The 14,794-nt window shown below is 72.2% G+C and carries 8 protein-coding genes; 2 read left to right on the plus strand and 6 right to left on the minus strand.

The window, feature by feature from the left end:
* Positions 1–30: 30 nt before the first annotated feature.
* Together WMF43_RS48955 and WMF43_RS48960 are read left to right on the plus strand one after the other, a co-directional pair.
* The gene (locus WMF43_RS48955) at positions 31–1,101 is read left to right on the plus strand and encodes a sigma 54-interacting transcriptional regulator (protein ID WP_437675778.1); all 1,071 of its coding nucleotides are present in this window, start codon (positions 31–33) and stop codon (positions 1,099–1,101) included.
* A 149-nt stretch (positions 1,102–1,250) separates the two neighbouring features.
* A complete protein-coding gene (locus tag WMF43_RS48960; protein WP_437684239.1) occupies positions 1,251–1,400 on the plus strand; it encodes a helix-turn-helix domain-containing protein in 150 nt (49 codons plus the stop codon).
* A 1,099-nt stretch (positions 1,401–2,499) separates the two neighbouring features.
* Here the strand turns inward: WMF43_RS48960 and WMF43_RS48965 are convergent.
* From WMF43_RS48965 to WMF43_RS48990, 6 genes are all read right to left on the minus strand, one after another.
* Positions 2,500–5,451 carry a right-handed parallel beta-helix repeat-containing protein gene (locus tag WMF43_RS48965; RefSeq protein WP_437675779.1) on the minus strand — a complete coding sequence of 984 codons (2,952 nt, stop codon included), beginning with the start codon at positions 5,449–5,451 and terminating at the stop codon, positions 2,500–2,502.
* 398 nt (positions 5,452–5,849) lie between these two features.
* Positions 5,850–9,749 (minus strand): serine/threonine-protein kinase, encoded by a 3,900-nt coding sequence (locus WMF43_RS48970; RefSeq protein ID WP_437675780.1) that lies wholly within the window; start codon positions 9,747–9,749, stop codon positions 5,850–5,852.
* A 479-nt stretch (positions 9,750–10,228) separates the two neighbouring features.
* Complete coding sequence (locus tag WMF43_RS48975) at positions 10,229–11,980, minus strand: hypothetical protein (RefSeq protein ID WP_437675781.1); 1,752 nt, start codon at positions 11,978–11,980, stop codon at positions 10,229–10,231.
* A 95-nt stretch (positions 11,981–12,075) separates the two neighbouring features.
* Positions 12,076–12,972, minus strand: a complete 897-nt coding sequence (locus WMF43_RS48980; RefSeq protein ID WP_437675782.1) for a hypothetical protein — start codon at positions 12,970–12,972, stop codon at positions 12,076–12,078.
* The gene (locus tag WMF43_RS48985) at positions 12,969–13,508 is read right to left on the minus strand and encodes an RNA polymerase sigma factor (RefSeq protein WP_437675783.1); all 540 of its coding nucleotides are present in this window, start codon (positions 13,506–13,508) and stop codon (positions 12,969–12,971) included. The genes WMF43_RS48980 and WMF43_RS48985 overlap by 4 nt, the downstream gene beginning before the upstream one ends.
* Positions 13,509–13,574: 66 nt before the next feature.
* On the minus strand, positions 13,575–14,651 hold the full coding sequence (locus WMF43_RS48990) for a hypothetical protein (protein ID WP_437675784.1): 1,077 nt from the start codon (positions 14,649–14,651) through the stop codon (positions 13,575–13,577).
* Positions 14,652–14,794 lie beyond the last annotated feature (143 nt).

Genomic DNA, 14,794 nt, shown 5'->3' on the forward strand with positions numbered 1-14,794 from the left:
GGGGGAACGCGCGACCATCGGCTCCACGCCATGGCCGCAAGCTCGTTTTCTACCACGACGCTGACCAACGCCGCGGGGCCCGCGGTCTCGCTTCCGTCCGTGCTCATCACGGCGACGCCCGCCCAGGGCAGCGCGGTCGAGGCTACCCTGGGCATGGAATCGTTCGTCGTCGGTACCAGCCCGGAGTGTGATCTGGTCGTCGCCGACGCCCGCGTGTCGCGCCGGCACTGCGAGCTCCGGCTGACCCCGCGCGGCATTTCCCTCCGCGATCTCGGCAGCAAGAACGGCACCTTCCTCGGCGAGGTGCCCATCGTCGAGATCTTCCTCCCCGCGGGCGTCCCCGTGACCATCGGCAGCACGCGCCTCGCCGCCCGCGCAGGCAGCGCCCCCTCTCTCATCTCGCTCTCGTCCTCGGAGCGCTTCGGCGACGCCGTCGGCCGGAGCCTCTCGATGCGCGCGCTCTTCGCCAGGCTCGAGCGCGCCGCGGCGACCTCGGAGACGATCCTCCTGCTCGGCGAGTCGGGCACCGGCAAGGAGGTGCTGGCCCACGCGATCCACGCCCACAGCCCGCGGAGAGCCAAGCCGTTCGTCGTGTTCGATTGCAGCGCGATCGCCCCGAGCCTGCTCGAGGCGGAGCTCTTCGGCCATGTCCGCGGGGCGTTCACCGGCGCGGCGGCGGCGCACGCGGGGCTGCTCGAGCAGGCGGACGGGGGCACGCTGTTCATCGACGAGATCGGCGAGCTGCCGCTCGACCTCCAGCCGAAGCTGCTCCGCGCGCTGGAAGCACGGAAGGTGCGCCGCATCGGCGCCAATGAGTGGCTCGACTTCGACGCCCGGGTAGTGGCCGCCACCCACCGGAACCTCCGAGCGCAGGTCGCGTCGGGCGCGTTCCGGCAGGACCTCTACTATCGGCTCGCCGTCGTGGAGGCGAACGTGCCGTCGCTGCGCGAGCGCAAGGACGACATCCCGCTGCTGGTGGAGCGCTTCCTCGCCCAGAAGGAGCCCCTCCGTACTCTCGACGATCTGCCCCCGCACGCCATGGCGCTCCTCGAAGCGCACGACACTGGCCCGGCAACGTGCGCGAGCTCCGCAACACGGTAGCGCGGCTGTTGCTCTTCCCCGAGCTCGGCCGGGAGGCGCTCGGGTTCGCCGCCGCGCCGCCGCCGCCCGGGCCTGCTCCGGCGTCCGGTGGCGCGGACGCGGAGCTCCGGGGGCTGATCCATCTCCCGCTGCTCGAGGGCCGGGAGGCGGTGGTCGAGCGGTTCGAGCGGAGCTACCTGGCCGCCAAGCTCCGGGAGCACGGCGGGAACGTGTCGCGGACCGCGGACGCCATCGGCGTTTCACGGCAGCTCGTCCATCGCTTGATCGACCGGTACGATCTGCGGACCGGCGAGCGGTGATGATCATCGAGCGGTGAATGAAGGGACTCGACGCTCGCGGAGCGCGGCGGTCCGCCAGCGGCGCGCGTCCGGGCGACCGCGCGTGTCGAGTACAGGGCGGGCCATGCGCGCGTGTGCGGGTCGAGCGCGACGTCCTTGAGGAGGTCCCATGCGATCACCTGGAGGGTCTCGGGCCGGCAGATCCAGTGCGCGATGTTGCGCCAGTAGGTCTTGATCTGCTCGTAGTGCGCCTGGCCCTCGGGGGACGCGAGGAACCCCTGCGCGTTGACCGGAGTAGAGGGGTCGTTTTCGCCCTGGAACTCGTGCTTGACGCCGGTCACGTTGATGTTGGCGAAGTGATGAAAGGTCGAGTCCAGGACCACGCGGCCGACGCTCGCGCGATGGCCGTTGTACGCGACGATGACGGGGAAGTAGTCCCCGTGGACCCTGGTGTTGGAATCCTTGAATGACTCGGGATCCTGGAAGCTCGGGTCGCGCTTCCTCCCGTTGGCGGTGGCCCACGCGACGACCTCCGGTGACACCCGGACGCCGCTCGCGCGCTTCGGGTACTCGTCGAGGGTCTGGCTGCCGATCTTGAACGTCGTGTCCAGCGTCTCCGGGACCTGGCAGCGTCCTTCGTGCATGTGGTCGGGGAGCACCGTGATGACGCCCTTCGGCCCGCAGAGGAGCGGGTGCGGCACGCGCTGGGTCGCCCTGAAATGGCCGCCGGCGACGCGGGTGCCGCTCGAGCTGATCGCCTGCCATTCCGGGTCGATGCGCTGCGGCACGTCCTCCGATTGATCCTGGAACTCGTAGTAGTTGTCGTGCCCCGGGGCCAGGGTGTCAAGCCGATAGGGGCCGAAGGGAGGCGGCGACTTGGTTGGGTTGGCACCGAGCGTGTCCCGGTCTTGCGTCGACGTCCACGAGTAGTCCGCGCCCCAGCGCCGCATGCTGCGCACCCGGGGCACCTTGGCGCAGAGGTCGGCGCCGAGATCGTCGTGGTCGCCGGTCGCGAACACGCCGCCGCCGCCGTTCATGAAGCTCGCGAACCGGAGTTGCTGACGTTCCCGGATCAGGTTCGGGGATTCAGAAGGTCCTTCTTCGGCGCCGCGAGGCGCCCTCAGTAGGGGTCGATCGAGAGCGCGTTGTGCGTGAATTTCGCGCCGACGATGATGCGGAAGAACCGGGCGTCGGTCACGGTCGGCGAGCACGGGCGCGCCGTGCTGCCGCGCGCGGCGTTCCGCACCTCGGTGAGCGCGAGGTCGATGGCGGGGGTGACGACCGGGGCGCCCGGCGGAGTGATGTCCCGACAGGCGTGTGGCGACAGCCACGTGGGGTCGACCATCGAGTTGTTGAGGAACCGCACGTTGCTCGACGACGTCGCCCCGGCCACCTTGAAGAAGCCGGTCTTGCTGCACTCCACCTCCGGGTGCGCCGGATCGCACTCCGACTGGGTCAGGGGCGTCACGTCGGGGAAGCCTGCGTAGTTTTGGGTGTTGGCCTCGTACCCAGCACAGTCGATGTACGTCTGGCTCCAGGAGCTGGAGTATACGGTGGGCCAGCCCTGGACTACCGGGTTGGGGTCGAGCACGTAAGAAATGGGGGTCGCCGGCCCATCTTCGTTCCATTGTGCCGTGTCCGATGACAGCATCCCGGATCTGCGAAACCATTGCCAGTGATTCCTGTAGACGTTGCCGAACACAAGGACGTGCGCCACGGCTGCGCTCCTCGTGAGGACGCTCACGGGGGCCGTGGTGTTGAGGCCGAACAGGCTCACGTCACCCTGGAAGTCGTCGATGCGGATCTGGCCCGGATGCGTGACGCCGCAGACCGGCGTGTTGTTCGTCGTGACCGCCTCCTTGCCATTGACGATCGTGAGGCGCCCGGAGGCGCCCGGCGCGCGCTCGGAGCCGAGCTGAAAGGCATGCGTGAGGCCCTCGGCGGCGAGCCCGTTCACGTAGAGGTTCCCATGATCCGTCACCTCGAACTGCGTCTCGTGGATCGCGGAGGCGACAGGCCCGAAGAACTTCACCGCAGTGACGTTGTTCATCGACGTCGCGCCGGCGCCGCCGCCCTGGACGCGGACGGCGACGTTGCCCCCGCTGACGCCGCTCTGCTCGGCCCAGACCCTGAGCTTGTCGAGCCCCGTGAACGAGAACCCGACGTTCTCGGTGCGATCCACCGGGTCGGTCGCGATGTGCGGCCGCGTGAGCGCGGATCCGACGAGCGGGGCCACGAACGCGTTCAGGTAGACGATGCCGGTGTCATCCGCCGCTGAATCGATGTGAATGCCACGGCCTTGCAAGGACGTGCCCCCGCCGTACGCGCTGTTCTCGATGCGGAGGTCGTGGAACGCTGCGCGAGAAGGGTGGTAGAGATGGAACATGTAGTCGTCGGTCGAGCCGGTCCAGCGCAGCACGGTCCCGGTGTTGCTCTCGCCGTCGCCGAAGATCTCGAACGTCTTCCCGGCCGGGACCGTGATCGTCCGCGGGATCTGGTAGGTGCCTGCCGGCAGATGCACGACGATGTGGGTGTCGCCGACGACCGCGTCCGCGGCCGCGATCGCGGCCTGGATCCCCATCGCGTCGTCATAGGGGGCGCCGTCGACGAGGCAGGGCTGGATCGGGTTCCCGGTGCCCGGGTCGTAGCACCTCGGCGTGACGGTCAGGGAGGCCGTTTTGGCCGTGGGCGCCGGGGGCGGCGCCGGAGGCGACACGGCTGGGATCACCACGCCACGGCCAGGGAAATGGTTGCCGTAGAAGTACCCTCCGCCGGGCTGGGGCCTCGCGCTCAGGGGTTCCTCCTGCGACGCTTCGCACTGGTCCTTTGCATTGATTCCGAAGTAATCGGTGCCGTCCTTGATGACGCAGAGCGTTTTGTCCACCGCGTGGTTGAACCAGTTGCCCGTGATGATCATGTTCACGTGCTCGGTGATCGTGACGTCCTGGTTGCTGTTCTTCACGACCACGATCGGAAAGAAGGCCCTCGTGTCGTTCGGGTCGGTCGTCTGCGCCTCCGTCTGGATCACGTTGTCCACGACCACAGCCGAGCCGGGGTGGCTGAGGTGGATGGCGGTCGGTGACGCCACGCGGATCTTGTTGTTCTGGATGAGCCAGTTTCCCCCGCCCTCCGCCAGCAGGAACCGCGGCGAACGTATGGAAACGTTCCCTTGCAGCGTGAAGTGATCCGAATCCGTGGTCTTGACGTCGGCCGTCGTGGAGGACCGGAAGCTGCTGTTGTAGACGTTGACGTTGCCAAAGTGGCTCAAGACGCCGATGTCGCAGAAGCTGAACGACGAGTCCCAGATATTGGTGTTGAGCGCCTGGAACCCCTCGGTACGGAGACCTGCCGACGTCATATGAGCGAAGCTCACCCGCCGGACGGTCGTGTGGTCGTCGCCCGCGTTGGTCAGCCCTCCTGCGAAGATGCCGTACTCGGCGTTCATGAGGTGGAGGTCATCGAACCCGTTCCCGGTGGACTGGAAGTTGTGGCCTTTGTCGAGGAGAAATCCCACTCGAATGAGCGAGGTCGCCGTGCTCGCCGCCCCGGCCCCGTCCAGCGTCATGCGCTTGATGTGGACATGGTCCGAGCCGTTGATCCAGAACATCGACCTCTGCGGGCATTCCGGCCCACACGCCGCCGAGGGCGGGGGGGCGTTCCACTTCAGGACCGTGCCGGTCGGGCTCTGTCCGACGAACGTGACCCCGTGAATCCCCTTGACGTTCAAGGTAGCGTCGATCAGGTACGGGGCGGCGGCGTCTGGAAAGTAGATGACCGGATTCGGCGGTGCCACCCCCGGATGGGTGTCGCGGTAGGCGAAGTTCATCGAGTCGAGCCGCGTTTGCAGGCAGGCCGTCAACGGGGCTGCGCCGCAATCCGTCGCGACGTTGAACCACGGAGAGCCTTCGCTGTAGGCGATGTCATACTCGAGCGGATCGGCGGCGCACTCGGTCGCCGCAAGAGGCTCGAGCGCCGCGTCGCCTTCCGCCTCCACAGTGCATCCAGCGAGCGAGCTCGCAGCCGCGACGTACAGCACCACGTTCATCTCACGAAGGATGGGTCTTCTACTCATGTTGATCTCCATGCGAGCTGTTGCAGAGCGGTGCGCCGGCCGACTTGCCGCGGGTTGCACGCAGGTGGAATGGCTCGCGTTCTCGACGACGCTCAACGCAACGCCCATGCCGATTGAACAGGGAGGTTCCCCTCGACGTGCGGCGGGGCATCACGTGCGCGAGCAATGCGGCCTCGCGCTCGGGGAGGGTGAGCGCCTCGGGCCAGGCGACGGAGGAGACGTCCGCGGGCCGGCTCCGGACGGACGCGCCGGCCGTCCTCGATGAGTGACAGGTGTCAACTACCGGCGACAGCCGTCACTGACCGGCGACAGCTCGGCTCAACGCCCGTGCGCATCGAGCAAGCCCGTCAAGACAGCCCGGGCACCGAGACGCGGAGCCCTCGCGGCGGAAGGGAGCTCTACCGGCGCGATGCCAGGCCATCCCGGGCGAGCGCGAGAGTTTGCGCATGCTCGGGCACACCCTCCAGGAAGCTCCGCCGCATCTCGGGGTCGTCGATCCTCTCGGCTTGCTCCAGCAGGCGGCGGTGGGCCTCGGCGAGGACCGCCGAGGCGGCGGCGTGCTCGCCGAGCGCGTGGAGGGACTCGGCATGGATGAGCCGGACGAGCGCCGCTTTCGAGCCGAGGGCGGCGAAGCCCCTGCCGTGGTCGATGACGTGCCGGGCAGTCGCGAGCGCGTCGGCGGCGCGCCCCTGCGCGAGCTGCGCGGCCGCGACGACGACGAGCCCTGGCCACAGGTACAGGGTCACGTACGTCAAGAGCGCGCACCCCGCGCGGGCCTCGGCCTCCGCGCGCCCGGCGTCGCCTCGGCGCAGCAGCACATCCGCAAACACCCATCGCGCAAGCCCCTCTTCCGCCGGGTGGTCCTTGCCGGCCGAGGACTCGACGAAGAGCACGGCCTGGCGCTCGGCCTCGTCGAGGGCTCCTCGGCCGGCGAGGATCTGGATGAGGGAGGCCGTGCGCACGACCGAGTACGGCCCGAACTCCTCCCCTCGGACCAGCGTGGCGCAAAGCTCCCGCTCCGCCTCGTCGGGTCTACCCAGCAGATGCAGGTTGAACCCGGCCAGGAGCCTGCCGAACAGCGCGCCCCGGACGTGCCCGGCTTCCTTGAAGCTCTGCTCGGCAGCCCTGGCCGACCGCAGGGCGGAGAGCGGGTGCTCCGCGCCGAAGCCGAGCAAGGACGCATGGGCGACGCTCCTCCATCCGCGCGCGACAGGATCGGTCGCCGCGATGGGCTCGACGAGGGCATCGAGACGCGCGAGCACCCGCGACGTGGTCTCGAAGCGGCATCGCAGGCGCGCCACGCCCGCAATAGCGAACAAAGCGAAGGCTGCGGTTCCGAGGACTTCAGCAGGCGTTTCGACCTGAACGACCTGCTCGACGAGACGGAGGGTGTCGGCTTCCTCCTCGGGAGTCCCGAAGACCATGGCGCGGCACACCTTGCTGGCCGCCCCGATCCACCACGTGGTGCTCCCCGGGGGTGCCTGCCGGAGCATCTCCTCGCTGTACGTGCTGCCGGTGCGGAAGTCGCCGCGCCACGAGTGGCCTTCGTCGTGGATTGCGTAAAGCTGGAGCCGCACGTCCTCCGGGATGTCGCACCGAAGGCCCCGCCGCGCGTGCGCCAGCGTGGCATCACCGTCGCCTCTGCGGTTCGCCTGGAGAGCGGCACGCAGGAAGAATGAGCCGGCGCGTGCGGTATCCTTGCCGAGCTCATAATGCTCGGCCAGCACGAGGTCGTCGCGTTCGTCCATGGCCTCCAGGTAGGCGCCAGCGGCGCGGTGCCCCACCACCCGCTCCTCGTCGGTCAGGAGGCTGTAGGCGGCGTCGCGCAGGAGGGCGTGGCGGAACCGGTACTCCAGCTCTCCCGCGAGCCGGCTGTCGCGATGAAACGCGATGACCTCCTCGGCCATGAGCGCGCTCAGGCCGCTGTCGATGGCCTCCTGGCTGGCTGCGCCGCCGAGCAGGGCGACGAGGCCGCCGCGCCAGAACGTCTCGCCGAAGACGCTCGCGGCGAGCAGGATGCTCCGTGCGCCGGCGTCGAGCCGGAGCAGCCGGCCCTGGAGCATGGCCATGAGGGCGCCGGGCAGCTCCTCGAGGTTGCCCGCTGCCGCGGCGCGGATCAGCTCTTCCAGGTACAGGGCGTTGCCGGCGGCCTGCTCGACGATGCGGCCCATGTGGGCACTGGCGAGCTGGGGGCCGAGCACCTGCTGGACGAGACGCTCACACGCGCGCTGGTTCAATCCGCGCAGCTCGAGCGTCTGCCGCCTGCGCTGCTCCCACAGCCCCGGGAAGAGCTCGGCGAGCTCCGATCGCGCCAGGGCGAGGACCATCAAGGGCTGCTCGCGGAGCTCGGCCAGCGCGTCGTCGGCGAGGCGCGCGGTGAGCGCGTCGCCCCAGTGCATGTCCTCCAGGACCAGGAGCACGGTGTGCGCGGCGCACTCTGCGCGCAGAAAGTCGACGAATGCCTGGGTGATCCGCGCGCTCATCTGCGGCGGATGGCCGCGCGCGGCGCGCAGCTCCGGACTGCCGTCGTCGGGGAAGGGGATCGCGCACATCTCGCCCAGGAACTCGGCGATGGGACGCGCCCGGGCGGCCTCGACGTGACGTCCGGTGCGCTCGATGAGGCGCGCCTGCTGCTCGGCGGGCTCGGTCCCGTCGACGACGCCGCACAGCCGGCGCAGCGCCTGGCTCAGCAGCCCGTACGAGGTCCCCGCGCTCAGGGGATCTCCTCGCCCCAGCAGGACCTCGACGTCCTCGCGCGCGCGCAGGCGCCGCAAGAACTCGTGCCGGAGGCGCGACTTGCCGACGCCCGGGGGCGCCGTGACCACGACGGCGCGCGCCGTCGGCCGCTCGATGCACTCGGCGAGCGCGACCTCGAGCGTGGCCAGCTCCTGCTCGCGCCCCACGCAGGGCGTGGGCTTGCCCAGGAGAGGCCGCGTCTCGTCCGCGAACGTGCGCTCGCCGCCGAGCATGAAGCTGCCGTCCTCCCGCCGGCGCACCTCGAAGTGCGCATCCACCAGGCGGGCGGTGACGTCATCCAGGCACACGGCGCTTGCGCCTTCGCGGAGGGGCTCGTCCGCCGCGCGCGCCCGGTGGAGGCGTCCGGCCCGGTCGGCGGCCTCGCCGAGGGGCAGCTGCTCGCGCAGCACCCCGCGCCCCGTGGCCAGCGTGACCTGGGCCTCGGGCCAGCGGGCCTGGAGGCGCATCGCGCATCGCGCGGCTTGCACCGCGAGATCGGTCGCCGCGCCGTGGGGCGACTGGACGAGGGCCGCCGCCATCGAGCCGTCCGCCAGCTCCTCGAGGCAGCAGCCGTGCGCCGACAGCGCCTCCCGCGCGGCGCTCCGCCGCAGCGGCGCCTGCGCGTCGTCGAGGTGGGACGAGGCCAGGATGACGCTGACGAGCCGCTGCTCCGAAGCCCCCACGGCGGGCAGCGCGCCAGCCGTCGGCTGCGCGGAGGGCGCCCGCTGAGCCCCGAGCTCCAGCGCGTCGATCTCGGCGAGCAGCGCGGCGGCGTCCTGCGGGCGCCGTGCGGGCTCCTTGGCGAGCATGCGCGCGACCAGCGCCTCCAGGCACGCTGGGGCCGAGGGACACACGCTGCGCAGCGGCGGCGCCTCCTCGAAGAGGATCTTGGTGAGGAGCGCCACGAGGTGCTCGCCCACGAACGCGGGCCGGCCCGCCAGGCACTCGAACAGTACACACCCGAGCGAGAAGATGTCGGCGCTGGGTCCGACGCTCGGCTGCGCCCGCGCCTGCTCGGGCGCCATGTACCCGGGCGTGCCCACGGGCGCGCGGGAGCCGGTCATCCGGGTCGACTGCGCCACGTCGCGCGCGACCCCGAAGTCGAGCACCATCACGCGCTCCAGGCTGTGATCGCGCAGGAACAGGTTGCTGGGCTTGATGTCGCGGTGCACGACGCCCTGGCGGTGCGCCTCGGTCAGCGCCTCGGCGACGCTGCGCACCAGCGCGAGGCCCTGCGCCACCGTCAGCCCCCGGTGCCGGTCCAGGTGCTGCGCCAGGTCGCACCCGTCGAGCCACTCCATGGCCAGGTAGAGCGGGCCATCGGGCGCCTGGCCGTGCGCGACATACGACACGATGCCCGGGTGGCTCAGCTTCGCCAACAGCCGCGCCTCGCGCGCGAAGCGCTCGCCCTGCGTGACCGAGCCGGTCAGGTGCAGCAGCTTGAGGGCCACGAGCGCGCCGCTCTGCCGATCCCGCGCCCGGAACACCGTCCCCATGCCGCCGCTGCCCGCGAGCGCTTCGACCTCGAAGCGCCCGTCGATCACCGTGCCGGCAGCGAGCACGACCGGGTGGAGTCGCAGCTCGAGAAGCGTTGCGCCGGGCGATCGTGAAGCGGACAGCGTGCTGGGCTGAGGCAATGCGGTAGCGAACTCTACGCCCGTCCCAGCCCGTGGATCCAGGCAACTCGGGCCCACTCGGCCGCCTCGAACGTTATCCGCGTCCGCCGCGGCGAGGAGGTCGCTCCGCGCCAGCGCGCGGGCCCCGGCGAGACACGGGGCGTCAGTCGTCGATCGCCTGGTAGACCGAGCCCTCTAACGTCGCCGCTTCCCGCTCACCAGCTCGACGGCTTCACCGTGAGGACCATCGACGGACAGGACCGCTCGTTCGGCGGCGACATCGGATCTCTCGAAGCCAAGCTCATGTCGACATCCTCCCTCATTGCGCCTCGGCGGCCTATAGCCGCGATCGTCGCAGGCATCGTGCGTGCTCCCCATCCCGCCTCGGGAGCAGCGCCCGTCTCGCGGGCAGATCTCGCGGCCGATCAGGGCGACGGCGCGGCCGGGCAGGCCGGATCCGTCGTCGCCTCCACGTCGTCCACGCGCAGCGCCTCCTCGTTGATGGGCACGTCGCACGGGCTGGGCGCCTCGATCGCGAACCTGATCCGCTGTGCCCTGCCCGCGTTGAGCGGATCGAGGCACACGGTCCGCTGCGCCCACGCAGGGCTGGGCGGAAGCGGGCCTCCCGGATCGGAGGAGGCGACGGCCGCGCTGAGGGCGCCCGTGCGGTACCAGAACTTCAGCGCCGGGCCGCTCGCGCCGCGCGGCTGCGGCACGGTGAAGAAGGTGTAGGCAAACGACGGCGAGCCGCACCGGGCGCGCGTGGACAGCGCGAGGGAGACCTCGCCCCGGTGCGCCGCGGCGGCGTCGACGAGCAGCGCTGCGCTGCCCTCCGCCGCGTCCGCCTCGCTCAGGATCCACGTCGAGGCGAGGCGCGCGTCGGCCCTCGTGTTCTCGAAGCCGGGATCGAAGAGGTCAGCGCCCGACGGGCAACGCGCATCGGAGACGAACGACAGATCGTCCACGGAGAAATCACGCCTCTTCTCCTCCGTGCACGAGCCCTCGCCGTCCTCGAGGAACTTGAAACTGAGACGGTACGCCATGCCATGAGCCCACCTGGGCAAACAGACATGATAGAGCCGCTCGTCCCCCGCGCCGTCCAGGCGCGCTATCGCGTACTTGTCCATCGTCAGGCGGAGCATGGCCCCGCGCGACCCCCGGCCCCAGACGCGCAGCGCGGGGTCCGGCACCGTGTCGGGCATGGGCAGCGACATCATGCCGGTGAGCTCGGGGTCCTGGCAGGTCTGGGTGGTGGCGAGTCGACCGCCGTAGCCGCCCTCGCGGCCCGCGCCGGGCTTGATCTCGGCGAAGCCCCGCGCCGGCGTGGCCGTCCATCCGGAGGAGCCCCGCTCGAAGTCGCCGTTCAACACCTCGCCCGGGAGCGCGCACTCGTCCGCCGGGGCGGGGCGGATCGCGATGTTGTCGAACTCCAGCGTGAACGAGCTCCCCTCCTCGTCCCTCGCGGGGCAGTGAATCGGCACGTGGGACGGCCCGAGGAACAGCTCGGTGAGGCCGCCGTGGGCCCGGGGGCCCAGGCATATGCGCGTCGGAGTCCACCGCGCGTTGAGCCACAGCCCGTCGTAGCTGTAACCTCCGTTGACCCGGACCCCGAGCGCCGGCGGGCTGAAGCACCCCGTGGGCGCGTTGCAGCTCAGCCTCGTGGAGAAGGTGAGCTGGAACGGCACGGCACACGCGGCGTCCGGCATCGTGAACGATTGGTAGATGCCGTCGAGCGCGCACACCGCGTCCGGTCCGACGACGCCCGCGCCCGCGTTGCCGTCGCCCTCGGCCCCGGGGTCGATGCGCGCCCCGCCGGTCGCCTTCCAGGCGGAAGGGCTCTGCATCGAGGCGTCGAGCAGGCCTCCCTCCCAGGTGCACGCGCCGCCTTCGGTCGTGTCGCCGCCGAGACAGCCGCACCCCGGGGTGCACACGCCCTCCGCGCAGGCGAGATCGCCGTCGCACCGGCCGTCGGGCGCGCAAGGACAGCCCTCGTCGCCGGCGGGGCACGACGCGCCTCCGCCGCCGGACCCGCCGCCGCCTCCGCCGACGCCCGGGCCGGCGCCGCCGTCTCCAGCGCCCGCGCGCATCATGTCCTCACCCAGCTTCACCATGTCGCCGCAACCGGCGGCGGAGGCCAGGAGCGCGGCTGGCCCGAGCAGCGTCGAGAGAGACGTCAAGGATGCAAACACAACACGTCGCATGAGGCCTCCGAGCGCCCGTGAGCCCGGTCCGGGTCTGCTGCCGCGCCGGGCGCAGACGGGGCGTCGATGAATCAGCGCGGGTCGTCCTTCAGCTCGGGGACGACGCCCTCGATCCTGCGGCGGTACGCCGAGCCGGGGTGGCTCTCGAGGAAGCGGCGCGCGCGGGCGCTCGCCTCGTCGCGGCGGCCGAGCGCCGCGAGCGCGGAGATCGCGATCACCTCGCGCTCCTGCGCGAGCGCCCCGCCCGGGAAGCGCGCGCGGTGGGCGTCGGTGAGCGCGAGCGCCTCCGCAGGGCGCGACGCGAGCGCGTTCTGCGCGCGCTGGAGCAGGCTCGTCTCGGTCTCGCCGTCGCGCAGCGCCGCGTGCGCCGGGGCGGAGCCCGGCGCGCCGGCCGCCGTCGCGGGGCCGCGTCCGTCGCCGGGCAGGGGCGGCGCCGCGTTCAGGGGCGCCGCGTCCGGCTGGCGCAGCGCCTCCGGCTCGATCCCGCGCGGCGCGGCTCCCGGCGCCGTAGAGCCCCCGGGCGCCTCGCGAGCGGCCTCCCGCGCCGCGGCGACGGGCGCAGGCCGGGCCGCCGGCGCCGCGCTCACGGCCACCACCTGGGCGACCGGATCCGGCGGCGGTGATCCCGACGGCGCGAGCCACGCCGCGCCGATGACCACCGTCCCCAGCGCCGCGCCGATCGCGAGGCTCGACAGCACCGACACGGGCGCCGCAGCCGCGGCGGGCGCGAGCGCAGCCGGGCCGCTCGCGCCGGCGCCGGCCGAGGTGCCCGCGCCGGCCGAGGTGCCCGCGCCGGCCGAGGTGCCCGCGCCGGCCGTAAGATCGAGCGGCACGTCGAGCGGCAGCGCCGCGGCGAGCCGCGACAGCCTCCGCCCGTCCGGACGGTCGCGCTGCGCCGCGGCGAGCCCGAGCCGCAGCGCGTCGGAGCTGCCGCGCGCGGCGAGCAGCCTGGGGGGATCGCCGGTCATAACGCCGTCCTCTCCGTCATCGGCGCCGTCCCCTGGCGAAAGGCGCCGATCTCCAGGCGCCGCATCTCCGCCTCGACCTGCATGCGCGCCGCGCGCAGCCGCGAGTACGCGGTCTGCAAGGGGCAGCCCGCCGCCTGCGCGATCTCCGCCATCGGCAGCTGCTCGATCTCGTACAGGACGAACACGGCGCGCTTCTCGTCGTCGAGCTGGTCGAGCGCCGCGTCGAGGCGCGCGAGCGCGCGGCTCCGGTCGAGCGACTCGTCCTGAGAGGCCGCGACGACCTGCTCCGGGACCGACTCGGCCACCTCCTCGCGCCGCCGGTGCGGCCGCCGCCGGTACTCCGACGCGAGCCGCAGGCAGATGCCGTAGAGCCACGTGCGCATCGACGAGCTGCCGTCGAACGTGCCGATCTTCCGGTGCACCACCAGGAAGACCTCCTGGCAGACATCGTCGACGTCCGCCTCGCGCACGCCGAGCCGCCGCAGCACGCGCCATACATAGGTCGCGTTCTCCTCGAAAATCTGTCTGAGCGTCATCGACGGGACCCGGCGCGGGCCAGGGAGCTGAGGTGTGCCGTGAACGGCGGCACCCGCGCGCGCTTCTTAAGGAAACTCTACACCGAGCAGGATTTCGACGGTGCCCCCGAGCGGCGCCATGCGGAAGACGCGGCGGTCGGCGCCTTCGGCGTCGGTGTAGTAGAATGTATCCCTCACGAACGGCACGACCAGGGCGAAGCCGCCCGCGGCGGTGAGCGGGCCGAGGAGCCGCTGGGCGGCGCGCGCCTCGAGGGCGCCGTTCACGGTGAGGCGATCCTCGGAGAGCTCGGCGTCGAAGCCGAAGCCGCCCGCGCTCAGGGCGCCGGCGCGGACGGCGGCGCACGCGGACAGCCGCGTGGCCGCGCCGACCTCGAGCGGGCACACGGAGACGAAGCCCTCGGCCCACGAGAAGCGCGCGCCGGACGGGCCGACGGCCGCCTCGCTCGGGGCCCAGAGCAGCGCGCCGAGCTCGAAGGCCGGCAGCCGCGGCGGCGAGAGGCGCGCGCGGAGCGCGGCGGCGGCGCCGAGGGCCGGCAGGAGCCCGAGCCCGAAGGCCGGCCCCACGCCGACGTCGACGCGGAGCGGATCCGGCGGGGGCGGCGGGACGAGGATCCGCTGCACGACGACCTGCGGCGGCGGGGGCGACGCCGGGATGAGGACCCGCTGCACGAGGACCTCGGGGGGCCGCTCGGCGGGCAGCGGCGCGGGCAGGGGGGCGGCCGCGACGGGCGCCGGGGGAGGGCCCGGCGAGAGCTTCGCCTCGGGGTCGATCATGAGCGCGATGGCCAGGGCGAGATCGTCCTCGATCGCCTTGCAGCGCGGCGAGCGCGTCGCGATCTCGCGCCTGCCGAGGAGCGCGCCGGACGCGTCGGCGACGGCGATCACCGCCCGCCACCCGCCGGCCCGCGCCGGCTCGATGCGCGCCTCGATGGTGAGGTCCGCCCGGCCGGCCGGGACCAGCGCCGCGCGCCCGAGGCGCGCCTCGACGGCCTGGGCGAGCGCGCGCGCCCCCACACACGCCTCGGCGCCGGGGAGCCGGACCCAGCTCAGCGCCACGGTCTCGTCGCTGAACCCGCGCGCGGGGCGCGGCGCGGCGAGGAGGACGGCGGCGGCGACGAGGGAGAACGAGGAGGCGGGCTTCATGGGGAAAAGCCGGCGAGCGCCGCGCGGCGCAGCCGGCTTGCCGGCGGTGACTCTACGTTCGGGGCGCGCGCGGGAAAAGCGCGGCGCACCCTCGCGCCGCGGACGGCGGATGCCGGAGGCGCGTCGATGCGCAGCGCGCCGCG

This window comes from Sorangium sp. So ce131, assembly GCF_051519095.1.
GTDB lineage: Bacteria > Myxococcota_A > Polyangia > Polyangiales > Polyangiaceae > Sorangium.